The sequence below is a fragment of the Luteimonas abyssi genome (assembly GCF_001482195.1).
Classification (GTDB): domain Bacteria; phylum Pseudomonadota; class Gammaproteobacteria; order Xanthomonadales; family Xanthomonadaceae; genus Luteimonas; species Luteimonas abyssi.
Genome location: NZ_KQ759763.1, coordinates 2,567,924 through 2,582,401, shown reverse-complemented (window position 1 = coordinate 2,582,401; position 14,478 = coordinate 2,567,924). Strand labels below are relative to the sequence as shown.

19 protein-coding genes are annotated in these 14,478 nt (G+C 68.9%); 14 read left to right on the top strand and 5 right to left on the bottom strand.

What is annotated here, in order from left to right; translation table 11 throughout:
- Window positions 1-170: 170 nt before the first annotated feature.
- A complete protein-coding gene (locus tag RG19_RS11085; protein WP_058835314.1) occupies window positions 171-1,430 on the bottom strand; it encodes an alkaline phosphatase family protein in 1,260 nt (419 codons plus the stop codon).
- On the bottom strand, window positions 1,427-2,200 hold the full coding sequence (locus tag RG19_RS11080) for a ThuA domain-containing protein (RefSeq protein ID WP_058836567.1): 774 nt from the start codon (window positions 2,198-2,200) through the stop codon (window positions 1,427-1,429). The genes RG19_RS11085 and RG19_RS11080 overlap by 4 nt, the downstream gene beginning before the upstream one ends.
- Window positions 2,201-2,369: 169 nt before the next feature.
- On the opposite strand from RG19_RS11080, the gene RG19_RS11075 reads away from it, so the two are divergent.
- The 4 genes from RG19_RS11075 (at window position 2,370) to RG19_RS11060 (ending at window position 5,286) form a co-directional block, all read left to right on the top strand.
- Window positions 2,370-2,669 (top strand): hypothetical protein, encoded by a 300-nt coding sequence (locus RG19_RS11075; protein WP_082672620.1) that lies wholly within the window; start codon window positions 2,370-2,372, stop codon window positions 2,667-2,669.
- A 180-nt stretch (window positions 2,670-2,849) separates the two neighbouring features.
- Window positions 2,850-3,209: a hypothetical protein gene (locus RG19_RS11070; RefSeq protein WP_058835312.1), complete on the top strand. Its 360-nt coding sequence runs from the start codon at window positions 2,850-2,852 to the stop codon at window positions 3,207-3,209.
- Between the two features lie 107 nt (window positions 3,210-3,316).
- Window positions 3,317-4,612, top strand: coding sequence for an amidohydrolase family protein (locus RG19_RS11065; protein ID WP_238376625.1), 1,296 nt, complete (start codon window positions 3,317-3,319; stop codon window positions 4,610-4,612).
- Window positions 4,613-4,719: 107 nt separating this feature from the next.
- A complete protein-coding gene (locus tag RG19_RS11060) occupies window positions 4,720-5,286 on the top strand; it encodes a toll/interleukin-1 receptor domain-containing protein (RefSeq protein ID WP_082672619.1) in 567 nt (188 codons plus the stop codon).
- A 36-nt stretch (window positions 5,287-5,322) separates the two neighbouring features.
- Here the strand turns inward: RG19_RS11060 and RG19_RS11055 are convergent, their stop codons facing one another.
- Window positions 5,323-5,934 (bottom strand): CGNR zinc finger domain-containing protein, encoded by a 612-nt coding sequence (locus tag RG19_RS11055; protein WP_058835311.1) that lies wholly within the window; start codon window positions 5,932-5,934, stop codon window positions 5,323-5,325.
- A gap of 122 nt (window positions 5,935-6,056) precedes the next feature.
- Here RG19_RS11055 and RG19_RS11050 point away from each other — a divergent pair, with 122 nt between their 5' ends.
- The 4 genes from RG19_RS11050 to RG19_RS11035 all read left to right on the top strand — a co-directional run bounded on the left by RG19_RS11050 (window position 6,057) and on the right by RG19_RS11035 (window position 9,141).
- The gene (locus tag RG19_RS11050; RefSeq protein WP_082672618.1) at window positions 6,057-7,004 is read left to right on the top strand and encodes an alpha/beta fold hydrolase; all 948 of its coding nucleotides are present in this window, start codon (window positions 6,057-6,059) and stop codon (window positions 7,002-7,004) included.
- Between the two features lie 250 nt (window positions 7,005-7,254).
- Window positions 7,255-7,614, top strand: coding sequence for a hypothetical protein (locus tag RG19_RS11045; protein WP_058835310.1), 360 nt, complete (start codon window positions 7,255-7,257; stop codon window positions 7,612-7,614).
- A gap of 26 nt (window positions 7,615-7,640) precedes the next feature.
- On the top strand, window positions 7,641-8,216 hold the full coding sequence (locus tag RG19_RS18375) for a sn-glycerol-3-phosphate transporter (protein WP_157515242.1): 576 nt from the start codon (window positions 7,641-7,643) through the stop codon (window positions 8,214-8,216).
- A gap of 127 nt (window positions 8,217-8,343) precedes the next feature.
- On the top strand, window positions 8,344-9,141 hold the full coding sequence (locus RG19_RS11035) for a hypothetical protein (protein ID WP_058835308.1): 798 nt from the start codon (window positions 8,344-8,346) through the stop codon (window positions 9,139-9,141).
- A 105-nt stretch (window positions 9,142-9,246) separates the two neighbouring features.
- On the opposite strand, the gene RG19_RS11030 is transcribed toward RG19_RS11035, so the two are convergent.
- A complete protein-coding gene (locus RG19_RS11030; RefSeq protein WP_058835307.1) occupies window positions 9,247-9,618 on the bottom strand; it encodes a DUF1428 domain-containing protein in 372 nt (123 codons plus the stop codon).
- A 190-nt stretch (window positions 9,619-9,808) separates the two neighbouring features.
- On the opposite strand from RG19_RS11030, the gene RG19_RS11025 reads away from it, so the two are divergent.
- The 3 genes from RG19_RS11025 (at window position 9,809) to RG19_RS11015 (ending at window position 11,201) form a co-directional block, all read left to right on the top strand.
- Complete coding sequence (locus RG19_RS11025) at window positions 9,809-10,255, top strand: VOC family protein (RefSeq protein ID WP_058835306.1); 447 nt, start codon at window positions 9,809-9,811, stop codon at window positions 10,253-10,255.
- A 119-nt stretch (window positions 10,256-10,374) separates the two neighbouring features.
- A complete protein-coding gene (locus RG19_RS11020; RefSeq protein ID WP_202905331.1) occupies window positions 10,375-10,875 on the top strand; it encodes an MgtC/SapB family protein in 501 nt (166 codons plus the stop codon).
- Between the two features lie 89 nt (window positions 10,876-10,964).
- Entirely contained in the window at window positions 10,965-11,201 is a 237-nt protein-coding gene (locus RG19_RS11015; protein WP_058835305.1) for a hypothetical protein, read from the top strand.
- 28 nt (window positions 11,202-11,229) lie between these two features.
- Here the strand turns inward: RG19_RS11015 and RG19_RS11010 are convergent, their stop codons facing one another.
- The gene (locus RG19_RS11010) at window positions 11,230-11,892 is read right to left on the bottom strand and encodes a hypothetical protein (protein ID WP_058835304.1); all 663 of its coding nucleotides are present in this window, start codon (window positions 11,890-11,892) and stop codon (window positions 11,230-11,232) included.
- Between the two features lie 203 nt (window positions 11,893-12,095).
- On the opposite strand from RG19_RS11010, the gene RG19_RS11005 reads away from it, so the two are divergent.
- The 3 genes from RG19_RS11005 to RG19_RS10995 all read left to right on the top strand — a co-directional run bounded on the left by RG19_RS11005 (window position 12,096) and on the right by RG19_RS10995 (window position 14,395).
- Window positions 12,096-12,494 (top strand): MAPEG family protein, encoded by a 399-nt coding sequence (locus tag RG19_RS11005; protein WP_058835303.1) that lies wholly within the window; start codon window positions 12,096-12,098, stop codon window positions 12,492-12,494.
- 73 nt (window positions 12,495-12,567) lie between these two features.
- The gene (locus tag RG19_RS11000; RefSeq protein ID WP_058835302.1) at window positions 12,568-12,978 is read left to right on the top strand and encodes a SpoIIAA family protein; all 411 of its coding nucleotides are present in this window, start codon (window positions 12,568-12,570) and stop codon (window positions 12,976-12,978) included.
- 274 nt (window positions 12,979-13,252) lie between these two features.
- Complete coding sequence (locus RG19_RS10995; protein WP_082672616.1) at window positions 13,253-14,395, top strand: COG3904 family protein; 1,143 nt, start codon at window positions 13,253-13,255, stop codon at window positions 14,393-14,395.
- The last annotated feature ends 83 nt before the right edge of the window (window positions 14,396-14,478 follow it).

Sequence of the window (14,478 nt, the reverse complement as noted above, 5' to 3'; positions counted from 1 at the left end):
ACATGGCCTTCAGGCCCGCCGGCTGAGGCCGTGGAGGCGAGGGGCGCCGCCCCGGGAGAGGTGGGCCAGGCCCGATGGGCGCAGGATCGAATGCTGCTGCTCCAGGGAGACGCCTGCGTCGGGTGCCGGTCCACCGGAGAAGGATCCGCGCTTCCAGGAGGGCATGCCCCTCAGTGCGGGATCGGCTCCGCATCGCGCAACGCGGACTGCAGGGTCGTGGGGTCGCCGTCGTGCTCCGCGGGCGGAACGCCGACCAGGTGGGCGAGCAACGGATAGACGTCGACATTGTCGAAGCCCGGCAAGGTCGTCGCGGCACGGAATGCAGGGCCGCTGGCGATGAAGATCGCGCGCATCTCCGGCCGGTCCGGGTCGTAGCCGTGCGAGCCCCGCGCGTGATCCGGGCGTCGTGCCAGGTGCGCGCGCGGTATCGCGTCCCAGCCCAGGTGCATCTGGCACACGATCGGCGGCACCCGCGGATGGGTGCCGTAGTGCCAGCGCGCCGGGAGGGTCTCGCGGGTCCAGCAGTCGTAGTGCTCATGAGGACCCAGCAGCGTGGCGGCCGCCTCGACCTCGCGGCCGGGGCGCGGCCGGAAGCCGATGACCTGGCCCGTGCTGACCAGTTGCGCGTCCTCGTCGGCCACCATGTCCTCGACCGCGATGGCGTGGCCGGGCGCGACTTCGGCCATGCCGTGATCGGAAACGATCACGAGGTTCACCCGGTCGCGGAGACCCCGGGCGTCGAGCCCGGCGAGCAGGTCGCCGAGGGCGCCATCCACCTGCCGCAGCGCCTCGCGCAGTTGCGGTGATTGCGGCCCGTAGCCGTGCCCTGCGGCGTCCGGGTGTTCGAAGTACAGGGTGGCGAGCCTCGGCCGCGTGGCGTCGGGCTCGGACAGCCAACCCAGCACCCGGCCGATGCGGATGTCGAGCGCCAGGCCTTCCTGGAACGGCGACCAGCGCGTGGGACGCACGCCCTGCACGGGCGCCTCGCTGCCGGGCCAGAACATCGTGGCCGTCGGCAGGCCGGCGCGTTCGGCGGTGACCCAGATCGGCTCGCCTTCCCACCAGCGGGTGTCGCCCACGGCGGCGCGGTCCTTGAGCGCGAACCAGCCCAGGTCTTCGTCGTACATGGCGTTGTGGACCAGGCCATGTCGGTCCGGCCGCAAGCCGGTCACCAGGGTGTAGTGGTTGGGGAAGGTCAGCGCCGGATAGGCGGGGCGCATCCATTCGGCGTGCACGCCTTCGGCGGCGAGCCGGTCGAGATGCGGGGTGTCGCCGCGGCCGAGCATGTCCGGGTGCACACCGTCGAGCGAGATCAGCAGCAGGCTCGGGGGCGCGGCCGGCGCCGCGGCGGTCGCCGGCGAGGGCAGGGCGTTGCAGGCGGACAGCAGGCCGGCCAGGAGCGCGGCCAGCAGGATACGGCGTGATTTCATCGCGACATGATAGTCGGCGTGGATGGCAGTTCATCGCAGCGTTCGGCGGTGCCCAGCACGTAGCGGAGGCCGGCCAGCAGGTGCGCGCGGAACACCGGGTCGGCGTAGATCGCCTCGTCGTGACCGAGGCCGGTGTACCAGGCGCGGCCGCCCAGGCGGTCGTGGCACCAGGCGATCGGGTGGTCGTCGCCCATCGTGCCGCCGTCGTCGGTCCGTGCCTGCAATGTGGCGATCACGTCGACGTGCGGACGCGGGTTGCGGCGGTAGTTGTACAACTCGTCCTCGACGACCCAGGGACCGAACGCGGCTTCGACCGCGTCGTGTTCGAAGCGCACCTGCGCGCGCTGGAGACCCGGCGGGTGGCTCGCGAACCAGGCGCCGACGAGCTCGCCGTAGAACGGCCAGTCGTATGCGGTGTCGGCGGCGGAGTGGACGCCGACGAAGGCACCGCCACCCGCCAGCCAGCGTTCGAAGGCGGCCCGTTGGGCGGGATCGAGAATCGGGCCGGTGGTGTTGGCGAAGACCACGACGTCGTGCGTGCGCAGGATGTCCTCGCTGAAGACCGCGGGGTCCTCGGTCTGGAGGATATCCGCGCCGATGTCGTCGGCCAGGCTGCGCAGGGTGGCGATCGCTGTGGGGATCGAGTCGTGACGGAAGCCCTCGGTGCGGGTGAAGACCAGAATCGACGCGGTGCCGGCCGGCGCGTCCGTTGCTATCGCGGCGTCGCCCGCTCGAGATGGCGCCGGGGCACAGCCGGGTGCGGCCGACATGGCCGACACGGCCAACAACAGCGCCGCCCAGCCACCGGCGGCGCGCGACCACGCGCGGCGGCATCGCAATGATAAAAAACGGTTAAACGAATGGTGCAGGATCACGTGCAGAGCCTCTCCCCAGGGCGTAGTGTGAGCGTACCTACATCGCATCGCCACGAGGTGATCCATGAAACGTCTTTTGCTCGCGATGGCCCTCATGGGGCTGACGTTCGCTGCGTCTGCGCAGCAGTCCGAACCGGAAGAAGATGCCCGGATGACCCGTGCCGAGCGTGCAGCGGCGAATGAGCCGTACTGCATCCAGGAGACCGGTTCGCGGATCACCGCATCGCGCAACGCCCGCAGCCGCGGCGACCGTGACGCCTGCGTCGCCGCGGGGGGGCGGGTCTACACCCGTGAGGAAATCGACCGGACCGGCAGCGTCGATGTCCGCGATGCGTTGCGTCGCCTGGATCCGTCGATCCGCTGAGTCCGCTCGACCGTCAGGTTCTCCACGACACCCGGCCCTGCGCCGGGTGTCGCGCATTCGGGCCCGTCGAGCGGTGGGTCTCCATATCGCCGACATCGCCGGCGGCGCGGTCCGTTCACTTCGTGCGTCCCCGGGGAGTCGCTAGACTCGCCGCACTCTTTCTTCCCCCGGGGAATCGCCATGCGTCTGCCGCTTCTGTCCTTCAGCCTGCTGTGCCTGCTCGTCGCCTGCGCCACGCCGGTGGAGCCGACATCGCGCAACGCCACCTCGGCCACCGACGTGACCACCCAGGCGGATTGCGCCGCACGTGGCGGCGAGTGGAAGCAGCTCGGCCGCGCACCGGTGCAGCAATGTCTGTTGCCGACCTCCGATGCGGGCAAGGCCTGCAACGACGGTACGCAGTGCGAAGGTCTGTGCCTGGCGGCGGACGGCGCCTCCGATGGCACAATGGCCGAAGGCACCTGCAGCGTGGACACCAACGTGTTCGGTTGCCAGACCCGGATCGACGGCGGCACCGCGACGACGCTCTGCGTGGATTGATTTCACGCGACACGGTCGCGGTCGGAGCGCTCCTCCGACCGTGACCTACGGCGTGTGCGGGCGGGCGGGCGCGGCATTAGGCTGTCCCTTGATTGCAGGGGGTGACCATGTCCGTCCGGACGCTTTCGAGTGCATTGCTGCTGCTGGGCCTGATGGCGATAGCCACACCGGTGGCGGCCACCACGCTGGCCATCGTCGGTGCGCGCGTGTTGCCCGCGCCCGATGTGGATCCGATCGATGCAGGCGTGGTGCTGGTCCGCGAGGGGCGCATCGTCGCCGTCGGGCCGGCGGAGTCGGTCGAGGTGCCGGCCGATGCCGAGGTGGTCGATGCCCGGGGTGCGACCCTGACCGCCGGTTTCTGGAACAGCCACGTCCATTTTCTCGCGCCGGTGATGTCGCGGGCCGCACCGAGTGCACCCGAGGTGCTGGAAGCGGCGCTGGCCGAGATGCTCGGGCGCTGGGGCTTCACCACGGTGTTCGATCTGTCGTCGTTACAGGACGACGCCGCAGGCGTGCGTGCGCGCATCGAGTCCGGCGAGGTGGCCGGCCCGGCGATCCTGCACGTGGGCGCGCCGTTCTTTCCAGCCGATGGCACGCCCGTCTACGTCCGCGATCGCATCGAGGCGGCCGGTGGTCCCAGCGCCGAGGTCGCCGATCCCGCCGCCGGCGCGGCGCGCGCTACGCGCCAGATCGCCGATGGCGCGGACGGGGTCAAGCTCTTCGCCGGTGCCATCGTCGGGGGTGAGGTCGGCGTCCAGGCGATGGACATCGCGGTGGCGCAGGCGGTGGCCGGGGCGGCGCGGCAGGCCGGTAAGCCGGTATTCGCCCATCCGACCAACCGCGAAGGGCTTGAGGTCGCGCTGGCGGCTGGCGTGGACGTGCTCACCCACGTCGCGCCCCAGGCCGGCGTCCTGGATGCCACGATGCTCGAACGCCTGCATGCGGCCGACGTCGCCTTGATCCCCACGCTGGGCCTGTTCGAAGTGGAGCTGGCACGCGAGCGGTTGCCGCCAGACGTTGTGGCGCAGGTGCTGACCACCGCGGTGTCGCAGGTGCGCGACTACGCGGCCGTCGGCGGCACGTTGTTGTTCGGGACCGATGTGGGCTACATCGAGCGCGCCGACACCGGGCGCGAGTACGCCTTGCTCGTTGATGCGGGGCTGGACTGGCGGGCGATCCTGGCGATGCTGACCACCGCGCCGGCTGCCCGCTTCGGTCAGGCCGAGGCCACCGGGCGGGTGATGCCCGGGATGCGTGCGGATCTGGTGCTGCTGGATGGCGATCCGACGCGGGACCCATCGGCTTTTGCCGATGTGCGGCTGACCCTGCGCGAGGGGCGCGCGCTGTACCGGAAGTCGTCGCGACGTTCGCGTACCGACGCCGGCGAGGACGATGGAAGGTGATCTTTTTCTCATTTCGTCGTGCCGGAAAAAAGGGCGTGTGCTCGCCGTGCTAGCGTCCCCGGGGCACGATGCAACCCCCTTCCAGCCATAGCGATTGAGCGCGATCGATGACCTGCAGAATCCTCATGAGCTTCGCCATGGAAAACCATGGATCGACCTTCGCGCACTGGCTCCGCGATCGGCTGATGAAGACCTACGGGCTGTATGCGGTCGACGAGGTGTACGTCGATTCGATCGTGTCGCGCTCGATCGCCGGCGAGGTGAATCTCGCGCTGGACACGCGCGACCACATGAAATCGCCGACCGGTGCATCGCCGATCGGGGCGCGGCGCGACGACTGGAACACGCTCTATACGACGGCGATGCGCGCCGCCGACGTCATGCTGTTCTGTCATACGCAGGAGTTCGCCAACAGCGAAAACTGCCGCCTGGAATGGACGCAGTTCCTCCGCGAGAAGAGCAAGCCCAGAAAGGGCAAGCGGCCGTTGCGCGGCGTCATTCTCGAATTCGCCAAATGCGATCTGTTCGGCAGCTTCGATACCCGCATCACGCGCGTGCGCGCGAGCAAGCAGGACGGCGGCCGCCGGGGGTTGGCCTGGGATGTCGGGGACTATGTGCTCGGCGAGATCGAGTACAACAACCTCATCGGTGCGATCGGGCCTTTGAGCCGATAGATCAGGCCGGGCACCGGACGGCGGTTGCGCGCGCGTCTAGCGGTCCTCGTTTTCCTTCTTCTGTCGCCTGAAGCGGGCGGCCTTCTGCCGGTTGCCGCACTGGGCCATGCTGCACCAGCGGCGCCGGTGGGATTTGGTGCGGTCGTAGAACCACAGGATGCAGTCCGGGTGTTCGCACTGTCTGACCAGGGCGAAGTCGCCCGCGACCAGCAGATCGGCGACGGCTTCGGCGACCGGGCCGAGCAGGGATGCGGTGGCATCGGTCTCGGCCACGCGGATCAGGCGCAAGCGCCCACTGTCGTCGCGGCTTAGCTCGGGAGCGGTGGCGTAGGCGCGCAGGTACCCGTTCAAGGGACCGATGTCGCCGATCTCGCCGGTTTCGCTGGCCTTGCGTCCGGCGATCAGGTCGCGCGCATGCGTCCGCAACGTCCGTGCCCGTGCGAGCAGATCGTGTGGGGCCCTGCCGGCAGGGCTGGGTGGAACGACCTCGTGCCGGGCGAGCCATCGGAGGACATCGTCTTCGGTGCGCCAGTGATCGACGATGCCGTCGCGACCCCTCGCCTCGGTGTTGAGCAGATCCAGGGCCAGATGGTCGCCGATGTCGGGGGGATCCGGCGGGGTGGTGGCGTGCGGATGGTCGCTGCGCACTTCGTAACCTCTGAAAATTGTGTTGACAGGTTATCACGGCGCGGCTAGGGTTGCCTCAGAGTAACCTTTATTTTCATTTAAAAAGGTTACTTGAACCCCTTCGCACGATAAAAGGATCCCCCATGAGCTCCCGTCATCTTCTTCTGGCGGCCGCCGCGGCCGCCACCCTGGGCAGCGCGTTCTCCGCTGCGGCATCCGACGACCCGGCCCGAGTCCGGTATCACACGCTCCCGGTGCAGGGTGTCGATGTGTTCTACCGCGAGGCCGGCCGGCCGGAGGCGCCCACTGTTCTGCTGCTGCACGGCTTCGCCGCGTCGTCGTACATGTTCCGCGATCTGATCCCGGCCCTGGCGCAGGACTACCACGTGATCGCGCCGGATCTGCCCGGTTTCGGCCAGACCACCGTCCGGCCGGATACGGCATTCGCCTACACCTTCGACAACGTCGCATCGGTCATCGATGCTTTCACCGTCGCCAAGGGGCTGCAGCATTACGCCCTGTACGTGTTCGATTACGGTGCGCCGGTCGGCTGGCGCCTGGCCGTGGCGAATCCGGAGAAGATCACGGCGATCGTCAGCCAGAACGGGAACGGCTACGAAGAGGGGCTGAGCGAGGGCTGGGCCGATATGCGCAAGGCATGGGCCGACCCCATCGCCGAACACCGAGAAGGCCTGCGCCGGTTCAATACACCCGAAATGATCGCCTGGCAGTACACCGAAGGCGTCCAGGACCCGTCGTTGATCGCGCCCGAGACCCATCAGCTGGCCTCCGCGGCGATCGCACGCATCGGCGAGGACCCGCAGATGGATCTGCTGCTCGACTACGGCAGCAATATCCGGCAGTACCCGCAGCTGCATGCCTATTTCCGTGAGCACCGGCCGCCGATGTTGGCGATCTGGGGACGGCACGATCCGTTCTTCGTTCCGGCCGGTGCCGAAGCGTTCAAGCGCGACAATCCGAACGCCGAGGTGCGCTTCGTCGACAGCGGGCATTTCGCCCTCGAGACCCACGGTGCGGAGATCGCGGACGCCATGCTGGAACTGCTCGGCCGCAGCGCGGCGGCCCGGTAGTCGCCGATCCCTCGGCCTCGTCCGGTCCTCGTTGACATGCAGGGCCGGCGTGAGGGAGCGGCGCGCCTGCAGGAACGGCGACGTTTTCTGTAGTTCCAGGCATTCCGGTCATGCATGGCATCCCCTAGCCTCAACCCGAGCGCTGCGACGTACGTTGCCGACGGGACTTCCCGGTCCGGGATCGGAAGCGGATCGAAACGTGCAGGCGGGCGCGAGCCGCGCTCGACTGTCCGAACCGGAGTCGCCATCCATGCACAAGTACATTCTTTACACCGCGTTCGGCTGGTTGACCCTGTCGGGCGTGCTGCATTTCATCGTGGACGTGGTCTCGCAGCATCTGCGTGGAAAGCACGCGCCCGGGCCGGAGACGACGCTCTACTACGGCCTGCATTCGGCTTTCGCCCTGGGCCAGGTGGCGTTCGGCATCCTGGGCGTGCTGCTGGCATGGCGGGCGACCCAGGTGCTCAGCGCGACGCCGACGCTGGCGCTGGCATTCGTCGCCGGTCTGGGCTGGCTGGCGATCACCATCCTGTTCATGCCGTACTGGGAACCCAAGTTCAACGTCGGCGTGTTCTGCGTGCTGGTGCTCGCGGCGTTCTTCACCCGCTGACGGCGCGCGCGATTCGCGCATTGCGGGTGAGCGCCGTCGCGGCGCATGGTTCGATCGGAACAGGGAAGGCGGGGTTCAGGTGCGGGCACTTAGGCTGCGGCGCGATGTTGTCTTTCCGCCAAGCCCTGTCGAAACATCTGCTTCTCACGACGATGTGCCTGCTCTCGGCCGCTGTCGCACTGCCTGCGCATGCGGACATTCCCGAGCCGGCCTGGTCGATGACGCTCGGGCACCGGGTCATGCATTACCGTGAGGATCCCGAGCACCACGAGCGGCCTGGGCTGGTCGCGCTCGACTACAGCCCCGCGGACGCCGAATGGTTCGTCGGCGGGGCGACGTTCCTGAACTCCTTCCGCCAGCGCAGCACCTACGCCTACGCGGGCAAGCGCTACGGCGCGAACCAATCGCCCTTCTACCTGCAGCTGACGGCGGGCCTGTTGTCGGGATATCGCGGCGAGCATCGCGACAAGATCCCGCTGAACCGTTTCGGCGTGGCACCCGCGGTCATTCCCAGTGTCGGTTTCGAACACAACGGTTATCGCGGTGAAGTGTTCGTGCTGGGCAATTCGGGGCTGCTGTTCGGCTGGGGTGTGGATTTCTGATCCGTGGCGGTCGGTGCCACCTACACACGGCTGAACAATCGTCGCCGCAGTCAGCAACTTCATACGATGGTTTCACTGCCCAGGCGCGACGGTGACTGCTCATGGTCAATGTCACGAGGTAGAGGCGATGAAGACTTCCGAGATGTCTCCGCGCGAGACGCGCGACCAGACGAAGACATCGCATCCGGTCGGTACCGGTGTCGGTGGCGCAGCGGGCGGTGTGGCCGCGGGTGCGGTCGCCGGCACGATGCTGGGACCGATCGGCACGCTCGTCGGTGCGGCGGTGGGCGTGGTGGCCGGTGCGGTCGCGGGGCGCAAGGTGGCGGAGCGCATCGATCCCGCCGGCGAGGACGCCTACTGGCGGAAGCAGCATGCCCAGCGGCGTGATGTGGATGGCGAATACGACTACGACCGCGATTACGCGGCCGCTTACGGCTTCGGCCTGCAGGCACGCGAGGCGGATCTGCAGCGCGGTTGGGACGAGTCCGAAACCGCGCTGCGCGCGGAATGGGATCGTACGCGAGGTGATTCACGGCTGGACTGGGAGCAGGCCCGCGCCCCGGCGCGCGACGCCTGGGATCGCGCCGAACGCACCCACGCTCTTTATGCGCGCAGCGACGCCTACTTCGAAGAGACGTTCGAACGCGCGGCGTATCGTGGCGCCGACGACAGGCTGGAGGACTACCGCCCCGCCTATCGCTACGGTACCTACGCGCGCGGCCTGCATGCGGACCGGCCCTGGGACGATGCGCTGGATGCGGAGCTCGCGCGCGACTGGGGCCAGCGCCGTGGCACATCCCCTCTGGAGTGGGACCGGGCGCGTGCCGCGGTGAAGGATGCGTACGTGTCGCATGAGCGTTACAGCTCGGGTTCTTATGTGCGCGACAACCGCGGACGCGACCAGGCGCGATTCCGGGTCGAATGACGCGGTAACCCCGAAATCGGCCGCGAGGCATGCGTCGAGCGCCTCGCGGTCGGGATCGGCCTGACAGCGAACACGGATTCAGACGGGCGGCCTGACCGGCCGCCCCTATTGAGCGCCGGGTTCCGGCAGGACGACGACGGGCCGAAAGCCACCGTAGATCATGCGTTTGCCGTCGAAAGGCATCGGATTCGCTTCCGGCGTCATGCGTGGATCCTTCATCGCCTGCTCGAACGCGGCGTCGCGCGTGGCCTTGTCGGGCCATTCGATCCACGAAAACAGGACGGTCTCGTCGTCCTTCGCCTGGACGGCGCGGCGAAAGTCGGTGACCTTCCCCTCGGGCACGTCGTCGCCCCAGCACTCCATGACGCGGAGCGCGCCCAATTCGATGAAGACGCTGTTGGCCATCTTGGCGTGGGCGATGAAGGTCTCGCGGTTGTCGGTGGGGACTGCCAGTACGAAGCCGTCGATGTAGGACATGGGGTTCTCCAGTGAAGTGGTGGGGCCGTTCCGAGGCACGGTCCCGTCATCGACGAACGACCGCGCGGATAATCGACAACGCCCGACGCGCGTCCCCGAAGGCGTCGGGTGCATGTCGATTCCGGATCGCCCTGTTCGTCTTCCCAAGGTCGCCGGACGTTTTCCGGCTCGCCGATGGGAGTCGATCGTGATGCGTATCCAGCCTTACTTGTGCTTCGACGGTCGCTGCGAGGAGGCGATCGCGTTCTATCGCCGGGCGCTGGGCGCGGAGGTGATCGCGCTCATGCGCTTCGCGGATGTGCCGGCCGATACGGATTCCGGTGGCGAGGGGTGCGCCGGCGGCGGCCCGATGCCGCCGGGCGACACGGTGATGCATGGCGAACTGCGCATCGGCGAGACCACCCTCCTGGTGTCCGACGGCTTCGCCCAGGGGCAGGCGGTATTCCGGGGGATTTCGCTGGCATTGTCGGTGCGCGATGACGCGCAGGCACGCGAGTCGTTCGACGCGCTGGCCGAGGAAGGGCGTGTCGAGACGCCGCTGGTGCCCACCTTTTTCTCCACCCGTTTCGGCATCGTCGAGGACCGCTTCGGGGTGTCGTGGATGGTGGTGGGCCCCGAGCCGGCCGCCGCGCGCTGAGTCCGGCGCCCGTCACCCGGCGCTGACGGGCGGGGCCGCTAACGTCGCCGACATTCTCGGGAGGATGCGATGTCGGGAACGGGCAGACGGTGTGCGGATCCCCTTGGGGCAGCGGCGACATGAGCGTGCTCGACGAGGTCGGTCGGGCGCTCGCGCAGGAGTTCGCGCTCCCGGATGCGGGCGAGATGACGGTGATCCTGGCGCGTGTGCTCACCGCCGCGGTGCTGGGCGGGCTGATCGGTTGGGAGCGCGAGCACAAGGGACGGGCGGCCGGGCTCAAGACCCACATCCTGGTGGCGATCGGGTCCGCGCTGTTCGTGCTCGCGCCACTGCTCTACGGCATCGAAGGCGCCGAGGTCACGCGCGTGATGCAGGGCATCGTGTCGGGCATCGGCTTTCTCGGTGCCGGGGCGATCCTCAAGCTCGACAAGGGCGAGCGGGTCGAGGGCCTCACCACGGCGGCGGGCATCTGGATGACCGCGGCGATCGGCATGGCGGCCGGCATGGGCGAGGAGTGGGCGGCGATCATCACCACGCTGGCCGCCTACATCGTGGTCACGCTGCTGCCGCGGCTGACCGGACGGCGCAAGGCGACCGACATGGGGGACACGGATTCCTGAGGACGAGCTCGCGGACGGGCGAGGCGCGTTCACGCCGACATGGCGAGCCCCTCGCGACACTGGCCCCATTCACATTCGAGGAATTCGCCATGAGTGGACAGGGTTCTGCCGGCAATGTCATCGCCGCGATCGCCAGCTTCTTCATTCCCGGACTCGGCCAGTTGTTTCAGGGGCGCGTGCTGTCGGCGCTGTGCTGGTTCGTCGCGGCCTGCGTCGCGTTCGTGATCACCTGGCTGCTCACGCTGTCGTTGCTGCCGTTCGGCTGGTTCCTGGTCAGCCTGTTCGCGTGCATCAACGCCGCGACCTACCGGCGAGCGGTGGTCTGACCGACTCCGTGATCCGCGCGCTGCGGGCTCACGGGGCCTCCCAAGGCCCCGTGGTCCGCATGCTGGCCAGCATGGCGCGCATCTCGGCCTCGACGGCCTCGGCGGCGCCTTCTCTCGGAACATGCCGGGTGATGCGGTAGCGACCTTCGCCGACACGGGTGATGAGGGTCGTCGCGCTCAGCCGGGGCGCATGGGCGCGCAACGCGCTTTCGATGTCGTGCCCCTCGAGCGCAGGATGGGCGAACGATTCCGCTTGGCCCACTGCGGACAGGGCCAGCGCCGTGTCCTCTTCCAGCCCGGCCAGTGCCGCGTCGGGCCGGATCCGCTCGATCCGCATGAAGTGCGTACCACTGCCGCGGACGTAGGCCTGGTCGCAGCAAGGCTCCTCCTGGGTCATCGCGAAGGAAGGCGGCACCAGGATGGTGTACCCGAGCGGGCTTTCGAACGCGACAGCCTCGGCCAGGTCGACCCCCGGGTCGAGCACGGGCATGCCGTCTTCATGGCCGCCGATGTCCGGGACCGGGCGCAATGCGCGTGTAGCGCGGTCTTCCGGGGGGGCGGATGTCGTGTCCGGGGTGGCCGAGGTCCGGTCCTCGGATGACGGCGTGCAGCCGGCGATGGCGATGGCAACGCCGCAGCCGCCGGCCAGGGCGAGCCGGCGTAGCGACATGCGGGAATCGCGAAAGATCATGGGTCGTCTCGTGCGGCGGAACGTGTCCGGACCCTAGCCGGGACGATGGCAAGACCGTGTCGTTCGACGTACCTGGACTGGTGACAGCCGGGGCCAGGACGTGAGGACGTGGTCGCGAACGGGACGATCGGACACGCTCAGCGCGACCTGGCCCGCTGCTAAGCTTGGCGACGTCCGGGACGCGGACGCCACCTGTCGCACCGATGGAACTCCTGCCTGTGGAACTGCGCATGCTGGCGTGGTCGGTCGTGCTGGGATTCGTCCAGCTCGCGTTGGCCGCCGCGGCGATGACCCATGTCCGTGGACTGGCCTGGAACGCCGGTGCCCGCGACGGACAGGCCAAGCCGCTCGAGGGCATCGCCGGACGCCTGGAGCGGGCGCTGCGCAATTTCCTGGAGACGTTTCCGTTCTTCGCCGCTGCCGTCCTGGCGGTGCTGTGGGCGGAGCGTGCCGACGCGACCTCGGCGCTTGGCGCGCAGCTCTATCTCTGGGCGCGGGTGGCCTACGTGCCGCTGTACGCCCTCGGCGTGCCCTACGTGCGTTCGCTGGTCTGGGTCGTCTCCGTGGTGGGCCTGCTGATGGTGCTGGGCCGGCTGTTCTGAACGTCGCGAAGGGATGCGCGGTGTCGTTGGCCGGGCGTAGAGTGACGCGGTCGTCCCTCCCCCGGAACACGTCATGTACGAGTCGATCCCCGCCCCGGCGCATGTCGCCGCCTTCCGCTTCGCCGGCAAGCTGACCGGCGACGACTACGACCGCTGCATCGCCGAGGTCGAGACCCGGCTCGCGGCCTTTCGCCGCATCGGCATGTTCTGCGACCTGACCGCGATGACCGGCCTGAGCGCCGAGGCGCTGGGCAAGGATCTGCGGTACGCCCTGGGCAAGCTCGGCGAGTACGACCGGTTCGCCCGTGCGGCGCTGATCTCCGAGCGCGGTTGGCTCGATCGCGTGTCCGGGTTCGCGGGTCGTCTCCTGCCCGACACCGAGGTGCGCACGTTCGCTGCCGGCGAACAGGCCGAGGCGATCGCATGGGCGGGCGCGTTCGCGTCGCTGGATGCGAACGCAGGCGGTACGGCGCCGGCAGCCTGATACCGGGCGTTCGACGCGGCGTGCCGCGAGGGCGATGGCGCCCGCGTCCGATGGCGTGCGTCACCGGACACCGGGTCGGCACGCGGCAAGCGGCTCATCGGCACCGGCGAGTGTTCGCCGCCGCGCGACATGCCGACATGAATCGATGTTCAGCGCCGCCGCGCCCGGATTCACCTGCGGTTCTTCCGGCCACGATGCCTCGGCCTAGACTGTTCTCCGCGCCTTGCCCTGCGCCCGGTTGTCCATTCCCCCATCATCGGAGTCCTTCCCGTCCATGCGTGTTTCGCCGCGGTCGCCGGTCATCGCCACGTTCGCCGTCCTGGCTTCCATGCTGTTGATGGGCTGCCTGCGGCAGGCGTCGCCGGAAGAAGACACCCTTCTCGAAACCGTGCCAGTCACGAGCCCGGACGACGGCGGGGCCTTCAGCGTCGCACCGGTGGAGCCCGAACCCGATGATGCCGTGCCCGCGGTGGCGGACGCCCCCGCGCCGGAACAGGACGTGGACTGGTCGGACCTGCCGCTGACGGCGGGCGACGCCTCGATCAGCTGCGATCTGGACTACGTCGCCCAGGGCGATGGCGAGCCGCTGGCCGATCTGACCCGCGAGAGCCTGGAAGCGGCGCTGATGCCCTGCCGCGAGCGCGGGGTGATGCGGGTGCGCTACAACGGCCGCATCGCACCCGATTTCACCGCGCTGGTGCAGCGCGCCGCCACCGTGGCCGACGAGCTGGGCGTGGACAAGCGTGTGCTGGACATCACCTCGGTCGGTGGCCAGGTCGAGGAAGCGATCCGTGCCGGCGACTTCATCGCCGAGTCGCGCTGGACGATCTGGGTCCGCGAGGGCGCGTCATGCCACAGCGCTTGCGTGTTCGTGCTCGGCGCCGGCGACACCCGGCTGATCACCGGGCGTGTGGGCATCCACCGCATCATCCGCATGAGTTCCACCGCGACCACACGGGCCGAACTCAATGCGGAACTGCGCGCGGTCTACGACCGGGTACGCAGCTATCTCGAGCGCAACGGCGCCGCGGTCGCGGTGGCCGACCTGATGATGGCCGTACCCAACCGCAGCCTGCGCCTGCTCACGGCCGACGAATTGCGGTTGTACGGCCTCGACGGCGTCAACCCGGCGCAGGACGACCTCGATCGGCTGCGCCTGATGCGCAAGTGCGGCGAGGATTTCGTGATCCGCCGCGATGCGTTCACGCGGGCGTTCGACGCGCGCTGCAAGGCGCCGCGGACCGACCTGGACGCGCTCAACGCCTGCGGCCTGGATCTGCGCACGCAGTTCGGTTTCCCCGACGAGATCTGTCCGGCCGAGAGCCCGTTGTCGGAGTTCGATACCGGCACGGCGCTGGTGCTGGCGCCGCCCGCCTCCCGCGACGACGACGCGCAGGCGCGCGGCGGAGAGGGGTGAGGCCGCGGCGCCCGCAGCCGCGCATCGAAGCCGTGGGTGAGCGCGCTGCGGGGCGCCCGCCCGGTGCGGCGGGGGCGCCCGCC